At 47.9% G+C, this 25,610-nt stretch carries 24 protein-coding genes and 1 riboswitch; of the genes, 1 reads left to right on the forward strand and 23 read right to left on the reverse strand.

Going from position 1 to position 25,610, the window contains the following annotated elements; all coding sequences use genetic code 11:
- Positions 1-107: 107 nt before the first annotated feature.
- From H9L42_RS09280 to H9L42_RS09325, 10 genes are all read right to left on the reverse strand, one after another.
- Complete coding sequence (locus H9L42_RS09280; RefSeq protein ID WP_187303128.1) at positions 108-464, reverse strand: hypothetical protein; 357 nt, start codon at positions 462-464, stop codon at positions 108-110.
- Positions 465-777: 313 nt separating this feature from the next.
- Entirely contained in the window at positions 778-1,125 is a 348-nt protein-coding gene (locus H9L42_RS09285; protein ID WP_087345813.1) for a plasmid mobilization protein, read from the reverse strand.
- 100 nt (positions 1,126-1,225) lie between these two features.
- Entirely contained in the window at positions 1,226-2,542 is a 1,317-nt protein-coding gene (locus H9L42_RS09290) for a 5-methylcytosine restriction system specificity protein McrC (protein WP_087345810.1), read from the reverse strand.
- On the reverse strand, positions 2,523-4,511 hold the full coding sequence (locus H9L42_RS09295) for an McrB family protein (RefSeq protein WP_346726305.1): 1,989 nt from the start codon (positions 4,509-4,511) through the stop codon (positions 2,523-2,525). Before H9L42_RS09295 ends, H9L42_RS09290 begins: the two co-directional genes overlap by 20 nt.
- 665 nt (positions 4,512-5,176) lie before the next feature.
- A complete protein-coding gene (locus H9L42_RS09300) occupies positions 5,177-6,415 on the reverse strand; it encodes an ABC transporter permease (protein WP_187303130.1) in 1,239 nt (412 codons plus the stop codon).
- Positions 6,412-7,290: an ABC transporter ATP-binding protein gene (locus tag H9L42_RS09305; protein WP_187303131.1), complete on the reverse strand. Its 879-nt coding sequence runs from the start codon at positions 7,288-7,290 to the stop codon at positions 6,412-6,414. Before H9L42_RS09305 ends, H9L42_RS09300 begins: the two co-directional genes overlap by 4 nt.
- Positions 7,281-8,036, reverse strand: a complete 756-nt coding sequence (locus H9L42_RS09310; RefSeq protein ID WP_187303132.1) for a hypothetical protein — start codon at positions 8,034-8,036, stop codon at positions 7,281-7,283. The genes H9L42_RS09305 and H9L42_RS09310 overlap by 10 nt, the downstream gene beginning before the upstream one ends.
- Complete coding sequence (locus H9L42_RS09315) at positions 8,017-8,550, reverse strand: RNA polymerase sigma factor (protein WP_187303133.1); 534 nt, start codon at positions 8,548-8,550, stop codon at positions 8,017-8,019. Before H9L42_RS09315 ends, H9L42_RS09310 begins: the two co-directional genes overlap by 20 nt.
- 266 nt (positions 8,551-8,816) lie before the next feature.
- Complete coding sequence (locus tag H9L42_RS09320) at positions 8,817-9,860, reverse strand: alcohol dehydrogenase (RefSeq protein ID WP_187303134.1); 1,044 nt, start codon at positions 9,858-9,860, stop codon at positions 8,817-8,819.
- A gap of 1 nt (position 9,861) precedes the next feature.
- Positions 9,862-10,161, reverse strand: a complete 300-nt coding sequence (locus H9L42_RS09325; RefSeq protein WP_187303135.1) for a YciI family protein — start codon at positions 10,159-10,161, stop codon at positions 9,862-9,864.
- Positions 10,162-10,324: 163 nt separating this feature from the next.
- Between H9L42_RS09325 and mutM the strand changes: the two genes are divergently transcribed.
- A complete protein-coding gene (mutM, locus tag H9L42_RS09330; protein WP_187303136.1) occupies positions 10,325-11,152 on the forward strand; it encodes a bifunctional DNA-formamidopyrimidine glycosylase/DNA-(apurinic or apyrimidinic site) lyase in 828 nt (275 codons plus the stop codon).
- Here mutM and H9L42_RS09335 read toward each other — a convergent pair.
- From H9L42_RS09335 to H9L42_RS09395, 13 genes are all read right to left on the reverse strand, one after another.
- Positions 11,147-12,034: a substrate-binding domain-containing protein gene (locus H9L42_RS09335; protein ID WP_243235736.1), complete on the reverse strand. Its 888-nt coding sequence runs from the start codon at positions 12,032-12,034 to the stop codon at positions 11,147-11,149. The genes mutM and H9L42_RS09335 overlap by 6 nt on opposite strands.
- 158 nt (positions 12,035-12,192) lie before the next feature.
- Complete coding sequence (locus H9L42_RS09340; protein ID WP_187303137.1) at positions 12,193-14,808, reverse strand: response regulator; 2,616 nt, start codon at positions 14,806-14,808, stop codon at positions 12,193-12,195.
- A 6-nt stretch (positions 14,809-14,814) separates the two neighbouring features.
- A complete protein-coding gene (locus H9L42_RS09345; protein WP_187303138.1) occupies positions 14,815-16,275 on the reverse strand; it encodes an oxidoreductase in 1,461 nt (486 codons plus the stop codon).
- Positions 16,276-16,372: 97 nt separating this feature from the next.
- The gene (locus tag H9L42_RS09350) at positions 16,373-17,275 is read right to left on the reverse strand and encodes a proline iminopeptidase-family hydrolase (RefSeq protein WP_187303139.1); all 903 of its coding nucleotides are present in this window, start codon (positions 17,273-17,275) and stop codon (positions 16,373-16,375) included.
- 777 nt (positions 17,276-18,052) lie between these two features.
- Positions 18,053-18,448, reverse strand: coding sequence for a 30S ribosomal protein S9 (rpsI, locus tag H9L42_RS09355; protein WP_187303140.1), 396 nt, complete (start codon positions 18,446-18,448; stop codon positions 18,053-18,055).
- Positions 18,449-18,465: 17 nt separating this feature from the next.
- Complete coding sequence (rplM, locus tag H9L42_RS09360; RefSeq protein WP_187303141.1) at positions 18,466-18,894, reverse strand: 50S ribosomal protein L13; 429 nt, start codon at positions 18,892-18,894, stop codon at positions 18,466-18,468.
- A gap of 208 nt (positions 18,895-19,102) precedes the next feature.
- Positions 19,103-19,669, reverse strand: a complete 567-nt coding sequence (locus H9L42_RS09365; protein ID WP_187303142.1) for a DUF6652 family protein — start codon at positions 19,667-19,669, stop codon at positions 19,103-19,105.
- A 34-nt stretch (positions 19,670-19,703) separates the two neighbouring features.
- On the reverse strand, positions 19,704-20,405 hold the full coding sequence (locus H9L42_RS09370) for a cysteine hydrolase family protein (RefSeq protein WP_187303143.1): 702 nt from the start codon (positions 20,403-20,405) through the stop codon (positions 19,704-19,706).
- Between the two features lie 12 nt (positions 20,406-20,417).
- On the reverse strand, positions 20,418-21,746 hold the full coding sequence (locus H9L42_RS09375; RefSeq protein ID WP_187303144.1) for an APC family permease: 1,329 nt from the start codon (positions 21,744-21,746) through the stop codon (positions 20,418-20,420).
- A 115-nt stretch (positions 21,747-21,861) separates the two neighbouring features.
- Positions 21,862-22,031: riboswitch (Lysine riboswitch) on the reverse strand.
- 50 nt (positions 22,032-22,081) lie between these two features.
- Positions 22,082-23,413: a tyrosine--tRNA ligase gene (gene tyrS / locus H9L42_RS09380; protein ID WP_187303145.1), complete on the reverse strand. Its 1,332-nt coding sequence runs from the start codon at positions 23,411-23,413 to the stop codon at positions 22,082-22,084.
- Between the two features lie 12 nt (positions 23,414-23,425).
- The gene (gene upp, locus H9L42_RS09385; protein ID WP_187303146.1) at positions 23,426-24,055 is read right to left on the reverse strand and encodes a uracil phosphoribosyltransferase; all 630 of its coding nucleotides are present in this window, start codon (positions 24,053-24,055) and stop codon (positions 23,426-23,428) included.
- A 96-nt stretch (positions 24,056-24,151) separates the two neighbouring features.
- Positions 24,152-24,583: a ribose 5-phosphate isomerase B gene (gene rpiB, locus H9L42_RS09390; RefSeq protein WP_187303147.1), complete on the reverse strand. Its 432-nt coding sequence runs from the start codon at positions 24,581-24,583 to the stop codon at positions 24,152-24,154.
- A 13-nt stretch (positions 24,584-24,596) separates the two neighbouring features.
- Positions 24,597-25,601: an L-threonylcarbamoyladenylate synthase gene (locus H9L42_RS09395; protein WP_187303148.1), complete on the reverse strand. Its 1,005-nt coding sequence runs from the start codon at positions 25,599-25,601 to the stop codon at positions 24,597-24,599.
- Positions 25,602-25,610: the final 9 nt, after the last annotated feature.

Consider the following 25,610-nt stretch of genomic DNA (forward strand, 5'->3'; position numbering starts at 1 on the left):
TTCTTCATTGATGTTCATATATTTTCCCCTCAAAAACCTAAAAAGTACTAAAAATCCTTTAAAGGCATTTTAATACTTTTTGTGTGCTCAATCTATGCATGGGCTATTTACCGTTTACGCTCCATAATGCGTTTGAGCTTTTTATCAAGAGTTTCCGTGCCCTCGTAGCTGCCTGTAACTGTGTATTCTGCGCCGCCGATTTCATCCACGATTGTCACTTCGGGCAACCAAAAGGCAGACGGATTTTTTACAACGATGTTACCGTTTTCATCAAACTTGATGTCACGCTTTGGTGCATCATCGGGGCGAGGCTCGACCTTGGCATACGGGTCGGGATTGGAGAAGTAGTATTCGGGAACTTTCTCGTTATGCTCTCCACTCGCAATCTGTTCCTCAAAAATCATATCATCTATTTCTTCGGGAGTAAGCTCACGGGCTTCTTCCTCTGTTCGTTTCTCATCCATCCTGTCGAGCCTCCTTTTCTTTCATTCACTTCAATTCGATTTATTCAAAGTATTGTTGGGATTGCAAGTACCGCAGGTGTAGCTGTACACTGCGATGTTTTACAAAATATAGCGTTGCCGATTTGGTGGAAAATGAAAATCTTCAATTTGCTTACAAAAGGTCAAAACAAACTTTGCAAGCAGTGCACGTGTGTACACACATCGTGCGTTTTGCAAATTTCAGCGAAGCTGATTTTTGCAAAAGCTTGTTGGGAAGCATCCCAAACCCTTTGACGATTTTTTCAAAATCGGCTACGCTCCTGCGGAGCTGACATCACTTCAGATGGGAGAGAGAAAGCAGAATTTTTTTAATGCCTTCGTAAATTTCCTCTTGATTCTTTTTGATTTCTTCAATGTCAGCTTCGTAGATGTTACCCGTTGTGTTGAGCTGTTTGGCAATCTGGTTTTCGCTGTTGGATATTCGTTTCATTTTGGAAGTCAACTCACGGAGTTCAGGCATATCCAGATTCACAACATATCCGTCGATTGCCATTTTGCGGAGATAGGCACTCATGTTCTCCGTTCCCATCTGTGCCATTTTCTGTTTTATCAGGTTAAGCTCTTTTTCGTCTACAAAAAACTTGACTTGTATTGGTCGCTTCCGGTTTCTGTTATCTGGCATAAGAGGAAAACTCCTTGTTATTTTTGCAGATTATTTTAATCTACTCAAAATTGAAATAATCGTTTATCGAGAATCCATTATTCTATGTACTTCTATAAAATCATGTAGAGAATATGTATATAAACTCTTGCTCAGAAATCTTCATTTTTGCGATAAAACTCGCATAATCCCACACGTCCATAGGAATTTTTAATCCATGCTTGGTGATGCTGATATCGTCACGCGGAGTAACATTTGCCTCATAGGTAGAGCCACGATTCATCCATAATTTTAGATCGCCAGAGCCTTCTGCTTCGGGATAGAGATAGTAGCCAGCTTTAGCATCAAAACGGAACATATAGGCAAGTACCTGTAAATAGTCTCGATTGCCAATGTTGTCAATCGGCTTGTACTTGGCGTCTGCAATGACTCGAGCCTCGCTATTTCGGCTAATGAAATCGGGATAAATAAGTCCGACATTTCTATTGAACAGTCTTTGAGCACCTTTGCCGCTCTTGTTCATCGGATGATAGAAGATGTCCTCAACAAGCGAGTTGATGTACTCCTCCCATAGCCATGCACCGTCAAACAGTATACCGTATATCTGTCTCGACCCCGAACCGATTTGATGCTTTTGATGCCGAAGAATCAAGAGGCACAATCTCTGCAAAGCAAGATATTCCCTGAAATAAGCATGGCGGACAGTATTCTTTTTGTTCTGCTCAATGATTTTCTGTCGGTCATAAGGCTCATATCCCGGAGTTGCATCTATTACGAGCTTTACCTCGTCTTTCACCTTGATAAGGAGATTGTTTCCGTAAGGCTTTCTCTTGATAAATTCTATGGTGTGTCGCACCAGTTCCATCAGACTGTTATCAAAAGAAAACTCACGCTGGCTATATGCAACATTCCCTATAAATGGAATGTTCTTCTCTATATGCCTTGCGACATCAATAGTGCCTTTTACATGCGCATCATTGTATCTGTGACAGATATACTTCTTGAACAAACCTTTCCTCATGGCCGTCTTGAGGTAATACGGAAACAGGAATAGCAAGAAATTAAACAGACGATTATCCTGATTGGCATCAGACTCCAAGTCTACGATGTTTGGAAAGTCCAGAACTTTGTCCAAAAGATATTGGAAAAAGTAATCCTCTCCCTCTCCACAGAAGCGGGACTCGATAATAAGACGCTCATCACCGCAACCAAGAACCCCCATCACATTGCCAGAGCGATAGGTGTCATTGACACTTTGCAGAATCATCTGATCTCGTGAAATATCCTCTGCGTCCTTTACGATTTCGGGAAATATGAATACACCTTCGTGCTCAAGCTGCTCCAATGTTTTGTCTGCAATTTTGCCGACCAACTTTCCAATGTGAGAAAATACATCTTTTTTCTGCTGCGAATTATCCTTAATCTTGAGCAACTTCATCCGCATCACCTCGGGTAGGTTTCTGATAACCGTATGCTTTTGCGAATTGATTCATAAGGCCATCCTCATCGTACATTCCCTGAATGTATTCCTGTAGGAGCGGCTGTAGGTAATCTGTCCAAAGCTGGTCAAAGTCAAGTGTTTTCAGCTTCAGGAAGTAAGATGCACCGATTTGATAATTATCGTTCAAGTCCTCAACACCCGCAATCTCTTTGTTGAGAGCAGCCATTCTTCTAATTGCTTCGGACTCCAATTCCTCGTTTTCTAACAATGCAAGCATTTCGAGACGCTCATCCGCTTTGAGTTCCACGAAACGAAAACGACGGCGCATAGCAAAATCAAAGCTGTCTACAGAACGGTCGATATCGTTCATCGTACCGATGATATAGACATTCTCAGGAATATAGAACTTTTCGCCAGGGTCGGAATGCAGATTGGAATACTGCGTGGAGATTTCTCCGGCTTTGCCACGATATCCGGGGTCTATTGCAAAGAACAGTTCACCGAAAATCTTTGAAATTTCGCCGCGGTTGATTTCATCAATGATAAATATATATTTTTTTAGTTCTTCCTGTTTCACCTTTACCTTTGGAGCTGTGCTTTTCTTTGCTCTAATCGCTTTATAGATAGCAAAGTCATATGAATACCCCTGAGTGGCAAAGGACTTTCCGAAGAAAGCTGTAATATCCTTTATTTTGTCGAACTTTTGCCCGGACTCCAGCATCTTTCTAACTTCGTCTAAATTTAGGGCGAGTTTGTTGGCAGTCGCATTTCCGGGAATGGAAATATTAATATGTCCGTCATCCACGCCTGTAATGGTAAATTCATTTCCGTTGATTGTCTTAAATGTGTCAACGCCAAACTCAATGCCGGAGAAAAATTCCGTCATAGTTTCCTGAACTGAGGCTTCCTTTTCCACCGTTTCTCTGGATTTTTGTGAATCCTCATAGTTCTTTCTGGCACGAGCAACAAATTTCTTGAAAATGCCGTCTTGCAATTCAAAGCCCATCGACCCGTCGTCATTGACCTTTGGCCTCAGCCCTTCAACAAAATCGGGGTAGTCATAACTTGGATGGAATTGGACAAACTCTACCTGCTTTTTTTGCTCGTCAGTGAGTAGCGTATAATCGTCAAAGTACCCATTGCTGATAATATCCGCAGCAATTTCTTTAGCAAGATAGGACTTTCCTGTACCGGGCGCACCTCTGAAAATCAGATTCTTTGATTCAATCAGCATAGAAGAGAAAGGATTACGATATCCTTTGAACTGCTGAACAAGCTCTTCCTGAACAGCGGCTTCCGTTTCTGCCGCTGTTGTCTCTTTTTCATCTTTTTCACGGTATATCAGAACGAACTGATCTCCCGGCTCACCGAAACGCTTCAAGCACTCCTGAACGAAGATAATCGTGGAGAAAATATTCCAACAATAGATAACGAACTGGCGACCGTTGTCGTATCCGTATGTCAGGTACTCTATCGTATTGCGGTGCTTCTTGAATTCATCAACGCTCGCAAAGATACCTCTGATTATGTTGCTGTCCGGATTGTATTTACAAACAGGAAAGTTCTCCTTGTCCTCAACAGACAGGGTAGCGAGCTGCTTCTCGAATATCTGGCAGGCAATGCGTGGCATAGTCTGATTAGAATTTCTTCTTTCACCTTTGCTGTAGGATCGTTTGATTATATCCCCGTTTGCCCTCTTAAAATAGACATCCAGAGGTTTGTAATTATCGCCGAGGCCCAGATTGTCCATTGTAAAACGTTCATCCGTTGACTCAATGCTTTCAGCAGTAATAGACAACTCGAATTTTTCCTGCTGTTTTGTCTCAATAGTGAAACCCAGACTTTCCAGATAGCTCTTTGCTTCAACGCTGTTAAAGGATTCCGTTGAAATATCCATGCCGTTTGCCAAATGGTCAGCCACGGCCACCACATACTTCGGCGGATACTTTTTCCCATCTTCAGACACGAGCACATACTTTGTACTTACATTGTGTTCGGGAACGCCGTCCTCGTCGACAAATTTTAAGGCATCAATGATATCCTGTTTTTTCAGTTTTGGTATAGCCATGCTGCACCTCCTCAATGGTGTGTACACACATTATAGCGTATGGAGTGGGTGGTTTCAAGTAACTTATCAAAATATATCGTATCAAAATGTATCTTTTCCATGAATAAAGGCTACTGAGGTGGCATTTATAGCAGTAGACGTACCTTTCATTGAAATGTGTATCTGTCAGCTTTACGGTCTAATGAGGTTATTCATGGAATCACAAGCATCATCTCTCCGCAGCAAGCAGCATTCTTTGCGGAGTTAGTGTTCTGTATAGATTTCACCGTGACAACGGCATCTATATCATCCATTCCACTTTCCTTGCCGTACAGAGCAAAAAACAGGCAGTTTTCTCCCCTTAAACGTACAAAAACAGATGACACCCAACCGAAGTTGAGTGCCACCTGTTTTGTTATCCAATCCTGCCAGACAGATGCTATAAATAGTAATTTTGATGAATTACTGTCTTACGAGCACCCATCTAACCGGCAGGCCTAAGCAAAAAATACGGAGACGGGCTTGTCACCGCCTCTCAAATAAAGTATAGCACAGCGGAGCGGGCCACGGCAACCCGCTCTTTTTTATCCCTCATGCCGGCAGTAACTCCGAGCCGCCAGGAAGAAAAAGAACGGAATCTCAACTGCTGCCGCGATGGCGATCACATAGGGCGACCAGACGCTGAAAGGTCCCGCCAGCAGAAAGGTATTTCCCAGAAGCTCGTAGTAAAAGCTGTGCTGAATACCAAACCCGCCTGCCGGAAGCAGGCAGCAGAGCCATTGAATCAGGTTTCCGCTGCCAGCTATGGAAAGAATCGTAGGAAGCAGACACATCAGCAGTCCCACGACAACCGAAACCATCGCGGTCCGGCATCTGGAAGAAACCAGCATCCCGAATGTAACAGACGCTGTCAGACCGATAAAGCCGACGACCACCGTCAGGGCCTGAGCCTGGCCGGAGGTCAGAGGCGCGATCGAAGTAATATAATTATTGGTAAACTGAAAGGAGACCGCCAGACTGTCCCAGCCATAAACGGTATTTACAATGGCAAGGTAAATACCGATAAAAAGGCAGAACATTACCGTGCTTATCAGCATAACGGCCAGCATCTTGGTAAAGGCCAGCTTAAGTCTCCCATTTTTTGTGCAGCGCAGGATGTCATCCGATCCATTCTGATAATCCGCCGAAAAAACGGGCGCTGCCAGCACCGCGCAGAAAAATCCCAATAGTACCAGGCAGAGCAGCAGATAGTCGCCGGCGTCGCTTTTGGCGTATCCATATACAAAATGCAGGGGCGTCTGCAGCTTTTCATTGAGAGCGGCGACTTTTTTCTGAACAGAGGGGTGCTCCGGATATTTCGCCGCAAGCTCCGCGGCAATGGTTTGCTCTCTCTGTTTGTAAAAATTAGCAGCTTCCCTGTCTGTAATCTCCGTCAGAGGTGTGGGAGATCCGTCATGTTCCACAAATACCTGTCGCACCAGAGCCAGGGCCCACCCGACAGGATACTCGATTTCCATATATTCTTTCAGCGGCGTATCTTCGCCGTATTTTTCTTCAAGAACCCGGTTTTCCTTTACCATCCGCGCGATCCGCTCCGCGGTCAGATCTCCTTCATAGGGTTTCAGCGTTTTTTTCCATTCCCGAACCGCGGTAAATCCGGTGACTCTTGCCTGATTTCCCTGCTCGTCCAGATAATAATATTCGGTAAAGGAGACAACCAGCATCGCCATCCCAACCGCCAGTACCAGAGAGGCCGCCAGCAGAATCCGCACCATACGGGCTTTAAACAGCCTCTTTAATTCCAATCCTAACATTCTTCTCATTTTTCTCCGCCCCTTTCTGAAAACAGCCACAGATACAGATCTTCCAGATGAGGCGCCGCCGGCCTGGAACCCGGCACCTCGCCTGTTTCCGAAAGGTAGCGCAGCAGTACCTTTTCCCCCTTCTCGCTTCGCACATTGACAATGGGAACCCGGCCTTCATATTCCGCCAGCTCCCTCGTTGTCAGCTCTGCCTCCCAGACTTTCCCTTCCACCGTTTTTACCAGCTCTTCCGTGGTGCCGACATCAATAATTTTTCCATCTTTCATGACTGCGTTGCAGGCGGCAATATATTCTACATCCGGAACGATATGGGTGGAAATAACCACAATACGTTCCCGGGCAAATTCGGCAATAAGCCGCCGGAAGCGGATTCGTTCTCCCGGGTCCAGCCCGCTGGTAGGCTCGTCCAGAATCAGAATCTCCGGATCATTAAGCAGCGCCTGGGCAATTCCAACCCGTCTCTGCATACCGCCGGAAAGCTTTCTCACTTGTTTTCCACGTACCTCCTCCAGCGAAAGCTGTTCCAGCAGCTCATCGATTTTTCGCTCCGCGGTTTTCCTGGAAAGCCCTTTCAGCCCCGCCATGTACCGCAGATAGTCTATCACCTTAAACTCCGGATAAAATCCGAAAGTCTGGGGCAGATACCCGAAAACATCCCGGTACGCTTCTCCCAAATCTCCGATTTTCACTCCGTCATAGTAAATATTTCCCCGGCTGGGTGTCAAAATCCCCGCGATCATGCGCATCAGCGTAGTCTTTCCCGCGCCGTTAGCTCCGAGAAGGCCCCATACGCCCGGCATAATCGTAAGACTGACATCGTCCACCGCCATCTTATCTTTAAAGGATTTTGTAAGATTTTTAATCGTCAGTTCCATAATTTCCTCCTAAATATTCCCACCTGCGCCAGCAGGATTCCAAACACAATCACACATAAAACTCCCCAGACTGCCGCCACCTCCGGCTCGAAAACCCGCGGCGCTGTTTTATTCAGGAAAAACAGTGCCGCGATCAAGCCTGCACCGAAGCTCATACAGTAAAACGGACTGCGGGAATTGCCGGATGTCCGCAGGATCAGAAGGCTCCCTGTCCAGACACAGAAAAAGGGAAGCAGCATATAGACCGCGGAAGCCACCGGAATCATCTCCCTTACATAGGCGGCAGCGAACAGCACCGCCAGCATAACCAGATTGCCCGCCATTGCCATGAGAAATCGAGCCGCCTGCAGTATCGGATACGACACACGAGCCGCGCGTTCCATTTCATACATGCGGTACCGTTGGGAGCGGTACAGATGCGGAATCCCCGCCATAGCGGAAACAACTGCTGCCGCGCCCAGGAGAAAACAAACCTCGCCGTGCTCCAGTCCCAGTGCCGGACTTCGCAAAATTCCGTTTACCATCAGAAGCAGCATCAGCAGAACCCCCGCCTCCAAAGCCCAGATTTTCCCTCCCGCAAAACGAAGCTGGCTGAGAAGAAACGCCTTCCGTGACATAGCCGGACGCACTCGTTTTTCTATCTGCCCGCATGCTTTCCGGGTCTCTTCCAGTGCTTCCCGGCGTATCCATTCATTCCCGTATGTCCGCAGGCTGCTTTCAAGCCTGTCATAAAACTCTTTCTTCATCCCCTTCTCCTTCCTGCTGATAAATTTTCTTTAATTTTTTCAGCGCGCTCCGCAGTCTGGACTGAACGGTACGCAAAGGGAGTTCCAGCACCTTTCCAATTTCCCGCATCGTCAGATCCTGGCTGAATCTCAGGATTACCACTTCCCGCTGCTCCGGAGGCAATGTGCGGATTAATTTCAGAAAATCCACCTGCCCTTCCGCTTGTTCGTAACCCCTCTCCATGTAGAGCATCTCGCCCGGAGGCTCTTCCCACCTGCGTTTCCGGTACAAATCCACACATACATTTGCCGCGATTTTGTAAATCCAGGCTCTCACCTGTTTTCGGTTTCGCAGGGAAGAAAAATGCCGCGTCAGCCGAAGAAAGGTTTCCTGAGCCGCATCCTCCGCCGTCTGCCGATCCGCTGTATGCCACAGGCAGTACCGGAAAATATCCGCGTAGTACCGCTCAATCAGCTCGTTCAGGCTGAAGTCTTCTTCTATTCTTTTTTCCAACAAGGCCTTTTCTCTGGTCAACCTGTTTTCCCCCTGTATCCTTTGTAAGCGCTTACTATATTATATGACGGGTTGAGACACGCCAAATGATTTACCCGAACACAATTTTTTGAAATCCCCCTTGATCGCTTTATCAACAATTCCGCAAATTCAAAGTTTGTTTCACTAATTTCAACGGATTTACGTTCTTTTTTCGCAAAAAAAGAAAAAAAGAAGGCTGTCAGTTCAGCCTTCCCCGTCAGATCATTGAAAAAATAGAAACAAATTAAGAAAATTAGTATTTGTTTCTAGTCCATTCGAATCGCCCACTTGAGCATACCCGCTTCCTGCCTGCGAAACGCCTGGTAAGCTTCCAGAATCTGCCCAAAGGATGCTCTGTGGGTAATGAGGATTGAAGGATCCAGTGTACCGGACGCAATCAGGCTCATAATCTCCCCGCAGTCGGCAGCGTCCACGCCCCCTGTTTTAAACACCAGATTCTTTCCGTACATTTGCGGAAGAGGCAATGTCTGGTTTTCTTCATACATCGCCACAAGGCAGACCACTGCCGCAGGGCGAGCCAGTTTCCACGCGGTCTGGAACGTATCTTTTCCGCCGGCTGCTTCAATTACAACGTCCGCGCCGCCATGATCGGACCATTCCCGGATCGTTTCCTCCACGTTTTCGTTCCACGGATTTACAACCACATCCGCAAGACCGTGCCCCTTTGCGAAATTCAGCCTGTCTTCCTTCAAATCGATAGCGATTACCCTGCCCGGCTTTCTCAATTTCGCCGCCATCATGGCGCAAAGACCGGTAGGACCGGCTCCGATGATTGCCACACAGTCTCCTTCTCTGATTTCTCCAAGCTGGGCCGCCCAGTAACCGGTGGACATAAGATCCCCTGTAAACAGCGCCTGTTCATCGGAAACCGAATCAGGGATGAACGTCAGTCCGCAGTCCGCATAGGGAATCCGCGCGTATTCCGCCTGTCCGCCGTCAATCCGGCATCCCAGCGCCCAGCCGCCCTGAGGATCGGTACAGTTGTTGACCCATCCGTTCTGGCAGTAAAAGCACTCCCCGCAGAAGGTCTCCACGTTGACCGCGACCCGATCCCCTGGCCGCATGTTTTTTACCGCCGAGCCTGTCTGTTCTACCACTCCCACAAATTCATGGCCCAGGATCACATTTTCCTTTGCCCTGGGAACCGCTCCATTCAAAATATGAATATCGCTGGAACAGATGGTGGTAAGTGTCACTTTGACGATGGCGTCCCGGGGATCCAGAATCTCCGGCTTTTTTCGTTCTTCCAGCACCGGATCCCCATGCCCTTTATAAACAACCGCTTTCATACTACACCCATTCTTTCGCGTATTTCTGTATATCAAATACCTTAAACTCCACAACTTTGTACTCCTGGACACCGGCTTTCACAAACGGATCGCTGTCGCAGAAATCCTCGATTTTTTCCGAGTCCTCCAGCTTAATCAGAATGATGCCGCCGTCCCCGGATGCTTTCGGGCCTGATGTCAGGATCTTTCCGCTTTCAAAAAACGGTTTCAAGTAAGTGTGATGCGCGTCCAGCGCTTTTTTAAACTCCAGCCCTTCGGGGCGCCCTTCTTTAAAAGTTCCTTCTAAAAAATAGTATTTCATCCTATAACCTCCCTGCCTTTACTTTATCATATTTCCGAAGAAAATACAGATATTAAATTTATAACCGGAACACCTGACCGCTCCATACCGCCCTCAATTCTCTTGACATTAATCACAATTCTATAGTACCGTATAAGCAATCACAAAAGGAGGTTAAAAATCTATGCCGGAGCTTCCAGAAGTCGAAACCATAAAACGGGTGATTGAGCCGCAGATTCAGGGGCGTTCTATTGAAAACATTTTCATACGCCAGCCGGCTGTTATCGCCCACCCGGCAACGGAGGAATTCCACAGCCAGCTTATCGGGCAAATCATTTCCAGGATGGAGCGCAGGGGGAAATTTTTAGTTTTTCTGCTGGACAGCGGCGATCGCATGATCCTGCATCTGCGTATGACCGGCTGCCTTCTGCTGACATCAGCGGATCTCCCGGAAGAGCCCCATACCCACCTTACATTCCAATTAACCGGCGGCAGACAGCTGCGTTATTCCGATACCCGCCGATTCGGCCGGTTCTGGTTCCTGAAAAAAGGAGAAACCGATACCTTCAGCGGAATCAAGAAGCTGGGAAAAGAACCCTTTGACCCGGAATTTTCTTCGGAATATCTAATGGAGCGTTTGGGGAAGCGCAAGAAATCCATTAAAGAATGCCTGCTAGAACAAAAGGTAATCGCCGGCATTGGTAATATCTACTCCGATGAGATTCTGTTCGCGGCGCGGATTCATCCGGCACGCTCCGCAAGCAGCCTGACTTTGGGAGAATGGCAGCGTCTTGCCGCGGCGATTCCGGAGCGCTTATCCTTTTTTATCGCCAAAAATGAAATATCGGCGGAAGAATACCTTTCTTCGAAAGGAAAGGAATACCGCAATACGCCTTTTCTGCAGGTTTACGGCAGGAAAGGCTCTCTCTGCCCAATCTGCGGCGAATGCCTCCAACGAATGGTGATCGGTGGAAGGAGCAGTGTTTTCTGTCCTTGCTGTCAAAAGCTATAACTCATCCCAATTTTTCAGGCTTCCGTCAAAAATTTCCTTTAACTGCTCTAGCGACAGATTCTCCAGAGGGTTTTCCTTATTTACAATCACCGCGATCCCATCTTTTGCAAATGCCTCATATTCCAGCAATTCCTTTTCATAGCTTTCCAGTTCTCTGGAACTCATCGCCAGATCGCATTTTCCCTGCATAGCCGCGTTCAGTCCCTGTGTGGAGTCTGTCTCCGTCACTTCAATCTGCGCGTTGGGGTTGTATTCATTGTAACCCTCTACCAGTTCCTCGATCAGCGGCGCGATGGACGTAGAACCAGTCAGGTGAATCTTTCCCGGCTCCTTATTAGATAAAAAGGTTCCCGCCTCTTTCACCGGCACATAGGATCGGGCGACCACTTCCTGGCCCGCGGTATTAATATAATTTACAAAATCCTGATCCAGATCGCTGAGAGTTCCCGAATAGACAAGATAAAAAGATCGGCTCAGCGGATAATCACCTTTTTCAACGGCCTCTTCACCGGGAGAAACCCCTTCTATCTGCAGAACTTTCACGCCGTCTTCCTCCGCTGCGGCAGCGGAAACATATCCGATCCCATTTTGTGTCTGCGCGATCTCTTCTGTAACTGCCTCTCCGGAATCCGCAATCCGCGCGTCCTCTCTCGTCTGATCCGCGTTGGCATTTTCCGCACCATCTGCTTCCAGCCCGACCATCTGCGCGAAGGCTTCCCGTGTTCCAGAGCCTTCTTCTCTGGCAATGACCTGAATTTCACCAAGTTCTGCAAGGCCTTCCACCTTTTCCGTACCGTTCTCCGACTCCTGCCCGCCGCATGCGGAAAGAACCAAACAGCAAAGCAGCATCAGGAAAAAAAGACTTCTTTTCTTAAAATACATAGTTTGTTTCCTTTCTTAAATACATCAACTTTTTTGTAATACATCAACTTTTTTCTTCTTGCAGTTCATAATCAATTTATCAGCATCAAAAACACCAGAAATGCAAAAACGATGTTCCGCCTCATCCATCATACGTTCTTCCTTAACGCCTAATAGAGTTACATTCCTTTATTCTCCAGTTCTCTCGCGATTTTGGTAAAGACTTCTTCCAGGTCAATCGGCTTATTAATATGCCCGTTCATTCCGCATTCCAGGCTTTTTTCCACGTCCTCCGCAAAGGCGTTTGCTGTCATAGCCAGAATCGGGACATCCGCGTCCCTGCGCTCCATGGCGCGAATCGCCTTTGTCGCTTCATAGCCACTCATAATCGGCATCTGGATATCCATAAGGATCAAATCAAAATACCCGGGCAGAGAAGCCGCAAATTTGTCGACTGCCTCTTTTCCATTGACCGCGCACTCAATCAGCGCTCCGGTGGTAGACAAAAGTTCCTGCGCGATTTCCCGGTTCAGTTCATTATCTTCCGCAATCAGAAACCGCTTTCCGCGAAAATCGCCTTTAACCGTGCCGCCTTCCTCTTCCGCCCCGGACTTCTTTTCAAACAACTCGGACAGTAACGCTGTCAGGGAAGATTCAAACAGAGGTTTCGTAATAATTTGTACCGCACCGCAGGCTCTGCTTTTTTCCTGAATTTCGCTGGAATCATACGCGGTCATAAGAACCGCGGCCGGCCTTTCTGAAACAGACGCGGATCGAATCCTGCGTATCGTTTCAATTCCGTCGATGAACGGCATTTTCCAGTCAATCAAACATAAGTCATAAGGATCCCCCATCGTCTGCGCCTGTTCTGTTTTTGCCACGGCCTCATATCCGTTATCTGTAACATCCGCCTGCGCGCCTACTTTACGGAGCAACAGTTTTGTATGAGCAAGAGAGTCCGGATCATCGTCAGCTACAAGGACGCGAATGCGGCTGAAATCATGAGCTTCTCCTTCTTCCTGTTTTATGCGTCCGAAAGGAAGCATGACTGTGAAGTTAGATCCTTTTCCCTGCTGGCTGGAAACGGTAATCTTTCCATCCATCATCTCCGTAAAGCGTTTGGAAATAGACAGTCCCAGGCCCGTTCCGCCATATACCTGACTTACATTGGAGTTTTCCTGCTCAAAAGCCTTAAATATTTTATCGAAATTCTCGGGCGCGATACCGCATCCGGTATCAATTACTTCAAATTTAAGGAAGAGGTTCGTATCATCCGCGTCCGTTCTCGTAATGCGCAGAGTGATTTTTCCACCTCGCGGTGTAAATTTCAGCGCGTTTGACAGCAGGTTCATCAGAATCTGGTTTACTCTGAGGGAATCGCCTACCAGCGTCTCATCAATATCTCCAATCAAAATCTCTTCAAATTCAATGCCCTTATCCTGCGCCTGTCCGTAAATCACGTTATTCAGAGATTCTAAAAAGACGCGAAAATCAAAACCAGTCCTGTTGATTTCCATCCGGCCGCTCTCAATTTTAGACATATCCAGAACGTCATTAATTAAATTAAGCAGATGCTTAGAAGAAAGGTTGATCTTTCGGAAACAATCCGCGACCTTTTGAGAATCGTCGATATTCTGCTGTCCGATCATCACCATTCCGATAATTCCATTCATCGGAGTCCTTATTTCATGAGACATGCGTGAAAGAAACTCGCTTTTCGCCGCGTTTGCCTTCTCCGCTTGTATAATCGCAGTCTGCAGTTCTTTCTGCACGCGAACCATTTCTGTCTGATCGATAAGAATTGTCACAAATCGATCCTGTTCCTCATTTTGAATCCGATAAGTCTGCAGTCCGAAAATTTTCTCTTCCGGAAGGGACGGGTGTCGGTAATGGAAAATAGCGCTCCAGTAAGTTTCACCGCTCGTGTTGAACAACTGTCGAATCATTTCCTGGTCTTCGCTGCTCATATAATCGAACAATACCTCCGGTGACACCTTTTCCGGATCCGGCGCGAATCCCAGGATGCGCTCCGCATTCCGCGAGATGTAATTGCGCTCCGGATGTTCCAGTTCGTTGATCATGAAAACATGGTCAATCGTGCTGGAAAGCAGGTCAAACAGCTGGTTTTGATTCCGCAAACGGATCGTCTGCCACCTCAGCAGCCTCCTGTAAATAAACAGCGTAATCAAAACCGCCGCGAAGATCAGACACGCGAACAAAATAGCGTTCGTACTGGTCCGATCCGCCGCGCTATAAAAATATTCAAACCGCTGGCGGGCATATTTGAGAATCCCTTCCAACTGTTTGTCAAAAGCTTCATTCACTTGCTCCAGATGCTCGCTGCTATAGGATACGATTTCCTCCTCGCTCCGATCCGCCTCGGCCGCGTAATCCAGGAAAGCGTCCTGCTCTTGCTGCATTTCGGCCATATACTCGCGCAGCGCCTCAACATCGGAGTCGTCACCCAGATATCTTTTTTCTATGATATTCATTTGACGCTCCGCATCCTCGTAAAAGACCTGTATCTGCTCACGGACATCTGCCACGACTTCCGGAGTATTAATATTTTTTAACTGTTCAAAGCTGAGACGTACATTGTCAACATCATTTTGAAGGTTCCCTCCGGCATCCAGCACCTTAAAAGGATGTGTCCTGATATCATCCAGTCTCGACATAAGGTTGGTTACGCTGAAAATAATCGAAAAAAGGAAAACGGCCAGCAGGACAATCAGTACTGTCCCCGCAATCGCCGAAATCTTTTTATTTTTCGCAAGCTGTAAGGATTCTTTTTTCATAACGTATCATTCTCCGTCTCCTGTGATAATCCGCTCCGGTTTTCCATATTCCTGCCGGACTTTCTGTAAAAGGGCTCTGTACGTTTCCCGGTATACCGGACAGCCTATTGATTGCTGGCGCATTTCCAGCTCACTGCACAGGTTACAAGTTCTGCACCAGTGAATTTCCTCCATTTTTCCATCTCTTAATTTGATCGGCAGTTCCGGATCTGCCAGCGACTGTCTCCCCAGACCGATCAAATCCATGCCTCCGTCCCGAATGCAGGAACTGCCAAAGGCCGGCAAGCTGCTCTTTTCCGCTTCTATTCCCCGCAAGCCGTTCTCCGTACCGTCTCCGAGAACAGACATTCCCGCTCCAATCACAATCGTTTCCGTTCTCAGATGCTCCTTCATCTGCTTTGCCATTGACGCGTGCTTGTACACATTTACCGCGCAGGAGCGATCCGGCGCCATATTCTCCCAGTAAAGCGACGCATTTCCTATGGTTTCCCCGAAAAAGTCACATCCCCGCTGTTCCAGACCCTGTATCAATGCAATGGGTTCCTTCAGATCGATATAGGGGCTGTCCGCTCCCGCATGTCCCTGCCCGCCCGGCATTTCTTCGTACATACTGACTCTGGCTCCGAGAAGGAAATGGTGATCGGGAATTCGGCTGCGGATTTTCTCGCAGGTTTCAAAGGCGAAGCGACTGCGGTTTTCCCAGCTTCCCCCGTATTTCCAGTTCCGGTCGTTGTATGGCCGCAGAAGCTGGCTTCCCAGGTATCCGTGGCACAGTTTCAAATCAACTCCGTCTACGCCAATCCCATATAAAAATTCCGCGGTTTCTACCTGACGCCGGATGTAATCCTCTATGTACGATTCATCGATCACATCGCCGCCGAATCCCGGCAATGGCTTTACGCAGACGCGCCGTGAAAAAGAAGGGTCCGCGGTTTCTCCCGCGTGATGGAACTGGAAAATCAGAATTGTATCCGGGTACTGTATCTTCAGGGATCGGATAAACGCTTCCCAGCTCGCTCTGCTCTGCGGATCTCTCACATCGAAAAGAAGCTGCCGATCCCTGGATCGGCTTTCGTACTGCAGGGTTACCGCTTCCAGACAAATGACCGCCGCTCCTCCGGCGCAGTAGGCATGGTAGCGCTCCATACAGCCGGCAGTCAGCGATCCGTCCTTTCCCGCGTCCGCCCCTTCCATCGGAAGCACAGCAAAACGGTTTTTCGCGGTCAACGCTCCGATTTTCACCGGACTCCACAAAATTTCTTCCCCGGAAGCTTTTTCTTTTACAACCGCGCGTACGCCCAGCTGCTTCGCGATAGCAGAAAACGCGCTGCTGATTGTGGCTTTATCCTCCCGCCTTTTTACAGGGAAACGGCCAATCTCTTTTTCCCCCAGCGCAATCACGCAAACCGCGCTCTCTTCTGACGGCAGAAAGGTTATGATCAGTTCTTTTGATACTTGAGATTCCATGTTCAGCCCTCTCCTTCTTAAGTAATCCGGAGTTTTTCTCCGGGAAGTTCATACTATGATTATACTACCACAGTTTTGCATGGAAATGTTGTGTGTTCTATTTTTTCTCAAATTGTCCCAGCCATGATGATACCAGTTCTTTATACTCCCGCGGCTTCTCCACATGGTGCATATGGGAAGTGTCCGCCAGAACCGCCAGCTTGGAATGCTTTACAGCCATATGGTAATCTGACACTGTTGCGGGCGTACATTCATCGAATTCCCCGCAGGTAAACAGCACCGGAATGTTTATTTCCGATAGGCGCGGCATTAAATCGAACGTTTTCAGATTCCCGGAGCAGATAAATTCACTCGGTCCCCACATTGTGTTGTAAACCTGCCATCCGGTTTTCCTGTCTCCATCGATGACATACTGTGGCCAGTCCTCCAGCCTGCACATATGCCTGCGATCAAACTCGGTGACCGCCGCCGCGAAGTCAACGGAACTGTAATCGCCGCTTTCCTCTGCCTTTTGAATTGCCTCCCTGTGCTCCGGCGGCAGTTTTGAAACCAGAACCGCGCAGTCATCCGCCAGGCTCCGTGCCCGCATAACCGGACCGCCAAAAACAGCGGCTCGGACGCCTTTCTGCGTGCGGTTCAAAAGATAGTACGCTCCCACCATAGTCCCCCAGGACTGTCCAAAGTAGAAAAATTCGTCCAGCTCCAGGGCGCTTCTCACTTCATTAATTTCATCCGCGAAATAATCAATCGTCCAAAGCTCCGTCCGATCCGGCTTTTCTGAATTTCCACATCCCAGCTGGTCATAAAAAATAACCGGCCTGTCATCCGCGAGAAGTTCCAAGGGCTTCAGATAATCGTGCGGGCACCCGGGACCGCCGTGTACACACAGCATCGGAAGTTTTGTTCTGTCTCTTCCCGCGATACGGTACCAGATACGGCCCTCCCTGCCATGTATATATCCTTCTTCTATATTGCCATCTTGTATTGTAATCTCACGCATTATTTTCTCCCTTCTTTTTCTCAAATTGCGACAGTTGTGTTTCTGACAGCTAGCTGACAACTCCCAGTTCCCAAAGGATCAGATAAATCAACACAGCCATATGCACGGCCGTCGCAATCGGAACCGTAATCCTGAAAACCCCTCTATAGCAGCCCGTACGATATTAGAAACAATTGATAAAAAACGCAAAATGTTTATAAATTTTACTGGGACACAGAGCACGAATAAGCCAGAGTTTCCAAAATCAGCTGTTATCTGCTTATTTGGCGCTCCAAACCGCTGAATTTTATAGAAACAATTTCTGAAAAATGAAATGTGTTGATAAACTCAGCACAGCCCGCCTCTACACATTTATACTTTTTAAAGCTTACCAAAATTCAGTATCCCGAATCTGTATTTGCTCGTCCTGTATTTTACAGTTTATCAGAAATAGGCATCCAATGCCATTTCTTGTACGCCATTCGAGAGAGGAATTTATCATCTGCCTATTATCTTTTGGTTTCCAAAGTAAAAATCCCCCGACTCCAAGGGTTGGAGTTCGGGGGTTTCCACACGAATAGGATGCTCGTAAGAGCGAGTTTTTCGGATAGGTGCTGCGTCGTAGATTGCTGCAAATCGCTGTGCTCTTGGACAATCCTGACGGCGCACTTTCCATTGCTCTGCTCTTTCTGAGCAATCGCAAGGACAAGTGCTGCGTCGTAAAGCGCCACGCGCTGAAGCGCTGCGCTTCTGACAGGGGACCTTCCAACGGCTCGTTCCTCGCCGGGATAGGTCTCCCTATCTCTTCGAGAACTGGCTGGCTCTTCTGGCTTTTTTGAGTCCGTATTTCTTTCTTTCTTTCATACGGGAGTCTCTTGTTAAAAAGCCTGCCGCTTTCAGCGCCGGTCTGTAAGCTTCTCTGTCCGCTTCGCACAGGGCTCTTGCGATTCCATGTCTCAGAGCGCCTGCCTGGCCGGTGTAACCGCCGCCTTTTACAGTCGCAATTACATCGAATTTGCCTTCGCAGCCCGCGATTTCAAACGGACGCTTTACTTCTCTCTTTACGATTTCCATTGCGATGTAATCGTCCAGAGATTTGCCGTTTACGGTAACGTTTCCAGTACCAGGGAGTAATCTCACTCTAGCAACTGAAGACTTTCTTCTTCCTGTTCCATAATATTGTGTTTTTGCCATTGTGTAACCCTCCCTTCTTAAATATCCAGTACTTCCGGTTTCTGTGCCGCATGATCATGTTCCGGACCTGCGTAAACCTTTAACTTCTTGTACATCTGTCTGCCCAGCTTGCCGTTCGGCATCATGCCTTTAATCGCATGGCGGACAACTTCGGTCGGATGCTTTTCCATCATCTGTTCGAAGGTTACTTCTCTCAGACCGCCCGGATATCCGGTGTGTCTCTTGTAAATCTTTTCTTTTCTCTTCTTGCCGGTTACCTCAACCTTTTCCGCGTTGATTACGATTACATAATCACCACAGTCAACGTGAGGAGTGTAAGTCGGTTTGTTTTTTCCTCTCAGAATTGCCGCTACCTGTGAAGCCATTCTTCCGAGGTTCTTGCCTTCAGCGTCTACAACGTACCATTTACGTTCCACTTCATGAGGCTTTGCGATAAATGAACTCATCTTTTCTTTCCTTTCTACCTACTGGGATCGTTTCCGATCGTCTTCGGCCCTGTCTACTGAGATTCGCCACGGCGAATCGTGTTCGACGAACTAAAACTGATAACGTTTAGCCGCACTCGCTCCGGACGGAAATTCCATCCTGCTCATGCGAAAATATCGTGCCGCAAAACGCGGCACGAACTAATTGTACACGTTCCGTCCCTGAAAGTCAAAGGTTTTTTGCGGAAAACTTCAGTAATTCCAGAGTGTCTATCACATCCAAAACAAAAATCAGCTGCAAAACAATGTGAACTGACATCTGCTTTCGGGAAAGGGAACCATTCTGGCGCAGTAAACGTGCCAGTGCGATTCCGTAACAAGAGCTTCCCGCCATAATGATATAAGTCGATGCTACCGCGCAAAGAACCCAGTTCCATACCCATGGCAGAAAAACCGCAAATCCCCTTGACGCTCCGAATATAACCGCAGCAATCATCAGACAAACCAGAAAGTTTATGATAAAAAACGGGATCGAACCCAGCTTCATACCTTTCATCGCCTGACGCAGCAGAATACCGTCCTTTTCCCGAAAGTACCTGACAGCGCAGGAAATATTAAGGATAATCAACGTAACCACCGCCGCGAAGCATAACAGCATAAAAAGAGCCGCCGCGGCCGCCAGTCCTTTGGAAAAAGCGGAAGGGGCCTTGAGAAAATAATACAGGCCTCCAATTTCCGCTAAAATACTGAACAGATAAAGATACAGCACTACAAGGAAACGATCTTTACGCGCCATAAACAGTTCCTTTCTATCTGAACCCACCGGAATTCTATTTCAGTTTTCCTTCCAGCACGTCAATTGTCTGCTCTGTACTGAGCACTTCGCAGTACAGTTTGTTCATGATTTTCAGTTCCGCGTCATGATGCTCCATGCAGGCCGCCGCGCAGGCGTCTTCCACGCAGATTACCTGAAATCCCTCATCCGCCAGACCGCGTACCGTTCCCGCGACACACTGATCCGTCACGATTCCGGTAACGACCACGGTTTCCACGCCCAGATTGCGGATCAGTCTGGTGTAATTGGTTCCCGCCACAACGCTGTCTGTCGTCTTATTCACTACAATTTCCTCCGGAAGCGGTTTCAGTTCGTCGATCATTTCCGCTTCCTCCGTATGTACATACAGGAAGATGCCGTTCCATCCTTCTGTTTTCTGCACCGGTTCCCGATCTTCGCCGTCCGGCCGCAGGCAGGCGATCCTGCCGAAGGTTACCAGCAGTCCTTTGTCTCTGAAATAATTCAGCAGTTTCACATTATTGGGAATTACAATATCGTCAAGACGGTCATGGAACGGCAGCCAGCGTTCCCATTCTCCGGTTTCCCGGAAGGTGATCGATTCTCCGATTTCCCTGGAAATAAATTCTTTCTGCATGTCCACGATCAACAGCGCCGTCTTTTTCGGATCCACAATCAGATCCGGCCAGTCGGTCATGGTTTCATAATAATAAGATAAATACTTTGGATTTGGTTTCATCTCCGTTCCCCCTTATTCTTCATAAATTTTCGGTTTTACTTTAAATCCTTTTGTTGTAATCGCCATAACGATCAGACCTACAAACAGCCAGGAAAATCCTACGATAAAGGAAATCGTGGAAAGGCTGATCCACAGGTATCCGCAGATCAGGAAGCCGCATCCCGGCAGGATGAGATATTTCAGCACATTGCGTTCTTTCTTTCTGAAGAAAAAGTATACAATAACAGAAAGGTTTACGCACATGAATCCAAACAGTCCTCCGAAGTTCATCAATTCTGTCACCAGCGCCATATCCAGTGTCAGGGAGCCGATTACGCCGATGGCGCACATAATCAGAATGTTAAAAATCGGCGTTTTAAATTTCGGATGCAGATAAGTAAAGAATTTTTTCGGCAGCACTTCGTCTCTCCCCATACCGTACATCAGTCTTGCCGCGCTGGACTGCCCCGCGATTCCCGCGGTAAATGTGGATAAAATAACGGCAAAGGTATAAAGTCCCGACATCAGAGTGCCTCCCGCCATCTGCGCCACTTCAAAGAGAGAAGTATCCGCGCTTTCAAAGCTGGTATAATCCGGCCACGCAAGCTGCGCTACATAAGCCTGCAGGATGAAAATCACTCCTCCGCCAATACAGGCAATTACCGCTGCCCTGCCGATGTCTTTTTTCGGACGCACTGCTTCTTCGGCCATAGTGGTAATCGAGTCAAATCCTAAAAACGAGAAACAAGCCAGAGCGCCTCCCGCTACCAGCACGCTGATATTCGTCACACCCGGATTATAAAACGGTCTTGAGGAAATCAGCGTTCCCTCTCCCGCTCCGCCGAGGACGGCCCTCGCGCATACGATGATAAACATCACGACAATCGCGCCCATTACCGCCACCAGCAACAGATTCGTTCTTGCCGCCATCTGAACGCCGACGCAGTTTACAACCGTAACCACACCCGCGATAATCAGCACCCACGCGAAAAACGGAATCTGCGGTACCGCCGCGTTGGCATAGGACGCGCCTGTAATAAATACAATCAGCGGAACCAGAACATAGTCAATATAAATCGCCCATCCCGCAAAGAAACCCAAATGCGGATTAATCCCTCTCTGTGTATAAGAATATGTAGAACCCGCTACCGGAAAGGCTCCCGCCATGCTCCCGTAACTGGTAGCTGTAAACAGCATTGCGATCATGGCCACGACGTAGGCCATTGCCAGTGTGCCGCCTGTCACCGCGGACGCGTTTCCATAGATATACGCCGGCGCGATCGGCGTCATAAACGCGATCCCATAGATCGCCAGGTCCTTTAACTTCAGGACTCTCTTCAGTTCTCCTCTTTGTTCTTCCATGTTTCACTCCTTTTCTTCCATTTACCCCTTTATGGGCAGTACATTATAAAATGAAAAAGCCGACGGAGCATTCCCGCCGACTTTCTTTTTCGTATCTTTTACAAATCAAAAAGTGTTCAGGGATAGCTCAACTGCAGGTTTTCTGCAGACAGCCATATAGTTCTTCACTATATGTCCACCAGAATTCCGCGCCCGAAATTCCAGTTCGGCGAAACTGCCCCCCAAACCGGTTCATTGCCCGCCGGCGATCCGGTTCTTCTTGCGCTTCGCTCCTCTATCAGCCTGTCTTAGTTTACTAAAATTTTGGATCTGTTTCAATCTTTTTTGTCGAATTTTTACGATTCTGTCAGTTCCACTACCAGTTTTTTCTTTTTTCCCTTTTCAACTAGCAGTTTCCCGTCTTTGAACGTATCTACTGTAACCATCATTTTCTTATCTGTCACCTTTTCGCCATCCAGCTTCAGGCCGCCCTGCTCGATGGTCATAAATCCTTCCCGGTTGCTCGGCACAAGTCCAAGATCCCGAATAAAGGTTACGACTCCGATACCTTCCCCTTCAAAGTCCGATCTTGCTTTCTGCACTTTCGGAATATTGTCCAGGCTGCCTCCGCCGCCGAACGCCGCGCGAGCTCCTTCCTGCGCTTTTTTCGCTTCTTCCTCACCATGAACCAGCTTCGTCACTTCGTAAGCCAGGATTTCTTTTGCCTTGTTAATTTCCTGTCCTTCCAGAGCAGCCAGTTTTCTAACTTCGTCCATCGGCAGAAACGTTAGCATCCGCAGACATTTTTCCACATCCGCGTCCGCCACGTTTCGCCAGTACTGATAAAATTCATAAGGCGATGTTTTTTCCGCATTCAGCCACAGGGCGCCTTTCTGGGTTTTTCCCATTTTCTTGCCCTCGCTGGTGGTCAGAAGAGAGAAGGTCATACCGTATACCTGCTTGTCACAGGCTTTTCTGGTCAGTTCAATTCCGCCCAGGACGTTGGACCACTGATCGTTTCCTCCGAACTGCATTTTGCAGTCAAAGTCCCTTGCCATAACCATAAAGTCATAGCTCTGCATCAGCATGTAGTTAAACTCCAGGAAAGACAGACCTCTCTCCATTCTCTGTTTGAAACATTCGGCTCTCAGCATATTGTTGACGCTGAAATGCTTTCCGATTTCCCGAATAAACTCAATATAGTTTAAAGGCAATAGCCAGGACGCGTTGTTCACACATACCGCTTTGCCCGGTTCCGGGGTTTTGTTTTCCTTTCCAGGACTGTAGACACCATTGTTCCCGCTGTACTGCCATTCTTCATCAAATTCGATGAAACGGTCGAACAGCTTTTTAAAGTTATCGCAGTTATTTTGAATCGTCTCCGGCGTCATCATCTGCCGCATATCGGTTCTGCCAGACGGATCTCCCACCATTCCGGTACCGCCGCCGATGAGTACAACTGGCGTATGCCCGAATTTCTGCATATACATCATGATAATTACCTGCATAAAATGACCTACATGCAGGCAGTCCGCAGTCGGGTCAAAACCAATATAAAATTTGATCTTCTCTTTCCCCAGCAACTCCCGAATCGCTTCGTCATCAGTTGTCTGCTCGATAAAGCCTCTTTCCTTTAATACGTCATATACATTTGTATGCTGGCTGACGTTATCAGGTATAAAATTCATACATTCCTCCAATTATTTAGTTCCATATAGCCTATCGCCGGCATCTCCGAGCCCCGGAACGATATACGCGTGTTCGTTCAGACGCTCGTCCTTAGCCGCGATAAAAATGTCAACATCCGGATGTGCCTTCTGCAGCACTTCAATGCCTTCCGGCGCTGCGATCAGACACATAAAGATAATTTTTCTTCCACCTCGTTCTTTAATAAAATCAATGGCAGCAGCAGCGCTTCCGCCTGTCGCGAGCATCGGATCCACAACAAAAATTTCCCGTTTGTCAATGTCGTTTGGAAGCTTGCAGTAATACTCAATCGGTTCATGGGTTTGCGGATCCCGGTAAAGTCCGATATGCCCAACCTTCGCGTTCGGAACCAAAGCCAACATTCCGTCTACCATTCCCAGCCCTGCCCGGAGGATCGGCACAATCGCGATGTCTTCTCCTTTCAGCATGTTTACCGTCGTATCGCAGATGGGCGTTGTAATCTTTACTTCTTCCAGGGGCAGCTTCCTTGTTGCTTCATAGCCCATAAGCATGGAAATCTCCCTTACCAGTTCACGGAAGTCTTTTACACTTGTCTCCTTCTTACGGATCATTGCTGTTTTATGCTGAATTAACGGATGATCAAATACATATACATTACCCATAATTTACCTCCTTCGCAGAGCGTTTTCGTATTGCTGCGTCTCTTCATTTATTTAATGTCCGGAAGGTTCCGGAATCATTAACACTGGTTGCTGTTCCTAGTAACGATTGAGCATGTCCACGCGTCTCTGGTGACGACCGCCTTCAAATTCAGTATCCAGCCATGCGGCAGTGATCTCCAGAGCGGTCTTTGTATCCGTTGTCCGACCTCCCATCGCCAGCATATTCGCATCATTGTGTTTTCTTGTCATAACTGCCATATTTACATCTGTGCAGAGCGCGCAGCGGACTCCCTTTACCTTGTTGGCCGCAATGGAAATCCCGATTCCCGTTCCACAGCAGACAATACCCCGATCTGCCTTTCCGCTTGCAACGGCTTCTCCGCAGGCGTGCCCGTATTCCGGATAATCCACGGATTCCTCCGAATTCGTACCCAGATCCAGAATTTCGATGCCCCTATCCTCCAGATATTTTTTTACTTCTTCCTTTAACTGATATCCGCCGTGGTCGCTGGCAATTGCAATTTTCATCCTTTGTCTCCTTTTATACTCTTACAATATTATATCCCGCTGACTTGAGCATCCGATTCATAACGGCAAAACCTACGCCATCCGTATCGCTTAAGGCTCCGGCCAGAATCAGATCCACATCCTCCCGGTCCAGATCCCGCAGCCGCGCGAAGAAATCATGGGCAGCTTCAATAAACGCCTTTTCTTCAAAGAGGATAACCCCTACTTTATTTCCCATACGTTCATTTAACCCGCGCAGCCGTTCAATCTCCGCCTTTACCTTGTCTCTGCCGCCTTCAATAACGATCATATCCGCCTTCGGCGCGTAATGCCGGTATTTCATTCCCGGTGATTTGGGCTTGAATTCTTCATCATTCACATCTCTTGGACGATTAATATAAAGGGCGGGGTCGACTGCGACTTTCTTGCCAATAGCCGCTTCTATGCTTTCCGGCGTGATAATTCCCGGCCTTAAAATGGTCGGTGTTTCGCCGCTTACATCCAGAACCGTAGATTCGATTCCTACCCGGCAGTCCGGTCCCTGAATAATCGCGTCCACTTTTCCCTTCAGATCTTCAATCACGTCAACCGCTCTGGTCGGACTGGGCTTTCCGGAAAGATTGGCGCTGGGCGCCGCAATCGGACACCCCGACCAGTTGATTAGATCCAGCGCGATGGGGCTGTCCGGCATACGCACACCTACCGTATCAAGCCCGCCTGTCGTCCGATCCGGCACCGACGGCTTTCGCTTTACCACCAATGTCAGAGGGCCTGGCCAGAAATTTTCAATCAGCGTCACAATATCTGAGTTGAGTCTCGGTGTCAATTCCCCAATGTTACTGGCTTTACCGATATGAACGATCATCGGGTTGTCGCTGGGACGTCCTTTTGCCTCGTAGACCTTTGCCACCGCCTCCGGATTCAGAGCGTCCGCTCCCAGTCCGTAAACAGTTTCTGTCGGAAAGGCCACAAGGCCTCCGTTTTTTATAATCTTCGCCGCTTCTTTGATATCTTTTTCAGTCAGTAATTTCGTGTCCATTTTGTCTTC

It is taken from the genome of Zhenpiania hominis, assembly GCF_014333425.1.
Taxonomy (GTDB): domain Bacteria; phylum Bacillota; class Clostridia; order Peptostreptococcales; family Anaerovoracaceae; genus Hominibacterium; species Hominibacterium hominis.

Excerpts from the sequence above, each read along its gene's own strand:
- H9L42_RS09280 (WP_187303128.1), bottom strand. The coding sequence starts at position 464 with ATGGATGAGAAACGAACAGAGGAAGAAGCCCGTGAGCTTACTCCCGAA.
- H9L42_RS09285 (WP_087345813.1), bottom strand. The coding sequence starts at position 1,125 with ATGCCAGATAACAGAAACCGGAAGCGACCAATACAAGTCAAGTTTTTT.
- H9L42_RS09290 (WP_087345810.1), bottom strand. The coding sequence starts at position 2,542 with ATGAAGTTGCTCAAGATTAAGGATAATTCGCAGCAGAAAAAAGATGTA.
- H9L42_RS09300 (WP_187303130.1), bottom strand. The coding sequence starts at position 6,415 with ATGAGAAGAATGTTAGGATTGGAATTAAAGAGGCTGTTTAAAGCCCGT.
- H9L42_RS09305 (WP_187303131.1), bottom strand. The coding sequence starts at position 7,290 with ATGGAACTGACGATTAAAAATCTTACAAAATCCTTTAAAGATAAGATG.
- H9L42_RS09310 (WP_187303132.1), bottom strand. The coding sequence starts at position 8,036 with ATGAAGAAAGAGTTTTATGACAGGCTTGAAAGCAGCCTGCGGACATAC.
- H9L42_RS09320 (WP_187303134.1), bottom strand. The coding sequence starts at position 9,860 with ATGAAAGCGGTTGTTTATAAAGGGCATGGGGATCCGGTGCTGGAAGAA.
- H9L42_RS09325 (WP_187303135.1), bottom strand. The coding sequence starts at position 10,161 with ATGAAATACTATTTTTTAGAAGGAACTTTTAAAGAAGGGCGCCCCGAA.
- mutM (WP_187303136.1), top strand. The coding sequence starts at position 10,325 with ATGCCGGAGCTTCCAGAAGTCGAAACCATAAAACGGGTGATTGAGCCG.
- H9L42_RS09335 (WP_243235736.1), bottom strand. The coding sequence starts at position 12,034 with ATGTATTTTAAGAAAAGAAGTCTTTTTTTCCTGATGCTGCTTTGCTGT.
- H9L42_RS09340 (WP_187303137.1), bottom strand. The coding sequence starts at position 14,808 with ATGAAAAAAGAATCCTTACAGCTTGCGAAAAATAAAAAGATTTCGGCG.
- H9L42_RS09345 (WP_187303138.1), bottom strand. The coding sequence starts at position 16,275 with ATGGAATCTCAAGTATCAAAAGAACTGATCATAACCTTTCTGCCGTCA.
- H9L42_RS09350 (WP_187303139.1), bottom strand. The coding sequence starts at position 17,275 with ATGCGTGAGATTACAATACAAGATGGCAATATAGAAGAAGGATATATA.
- rpsI (WP_187303140.1), bottom strand. The coding sequence starts at position 18,448 with ATGGCAAAAACACAATATTATGGAACAGGAAGAAGAAAGTCTTCAGTT.
- rplM (WP_187303141.1), bottom strand. The coding sequence starts at position 18,894 with ATGAGTTCATTTATCGCAAAGCCTCATGAAGTGGAACGTAAATGGTAC.
- H9L42_RS09365 (WP_187303142.1), bottom strand. The coding sequence starts at position 19,669 with ATGGCGCGTAAAGATCGTTTCCTTGTAGTGCTGTATCTTTATCTGTTC.
- H9L42_RS09370 (WP_187303143.1), bottom strand. The coding sequence starts at position 20,405 with ATGAAACCAAATCCAAAGTATTTATCTTATTATTATGAAACCATGACC.
- H9L42_RS09375 (WP_187303144.1), bottom strand. The coding sequence starts at position 21,746 with ATGGAAGAACAAAGAGGAGAACTGAAGAGAGTCCTGAAGTTAAAGGAC.
- tyrS (WP_187303145.1), bottom strand. The coding sequence starts at position 23,413 with ATGAATTTTATACCTGATAACGTCAGCCAGCATACAAATGTATATGAC.
- upp (WP_187303146.1), bottom strand. The coding sequence starts at position 24,055 with ATGGGTAATGTATATGTATTTGATCATCCGTTAATTCAGCATAAAACA.
- rpiB (WP_187303147.1), bottom strand. The coding sequence starts at position 24,583 with ATGAAAATTGCAATTGCCAGCGACCACGGCGGATATCAGTTAAAGGAA.
- H9L42_RS09395 (WP_187303148.1), bottom strand. The coding sequence starts at position 25,601 with ATGGACACGAAATTACTGACTGAAAAAGATATCAAAGAAGCGGCGAAG.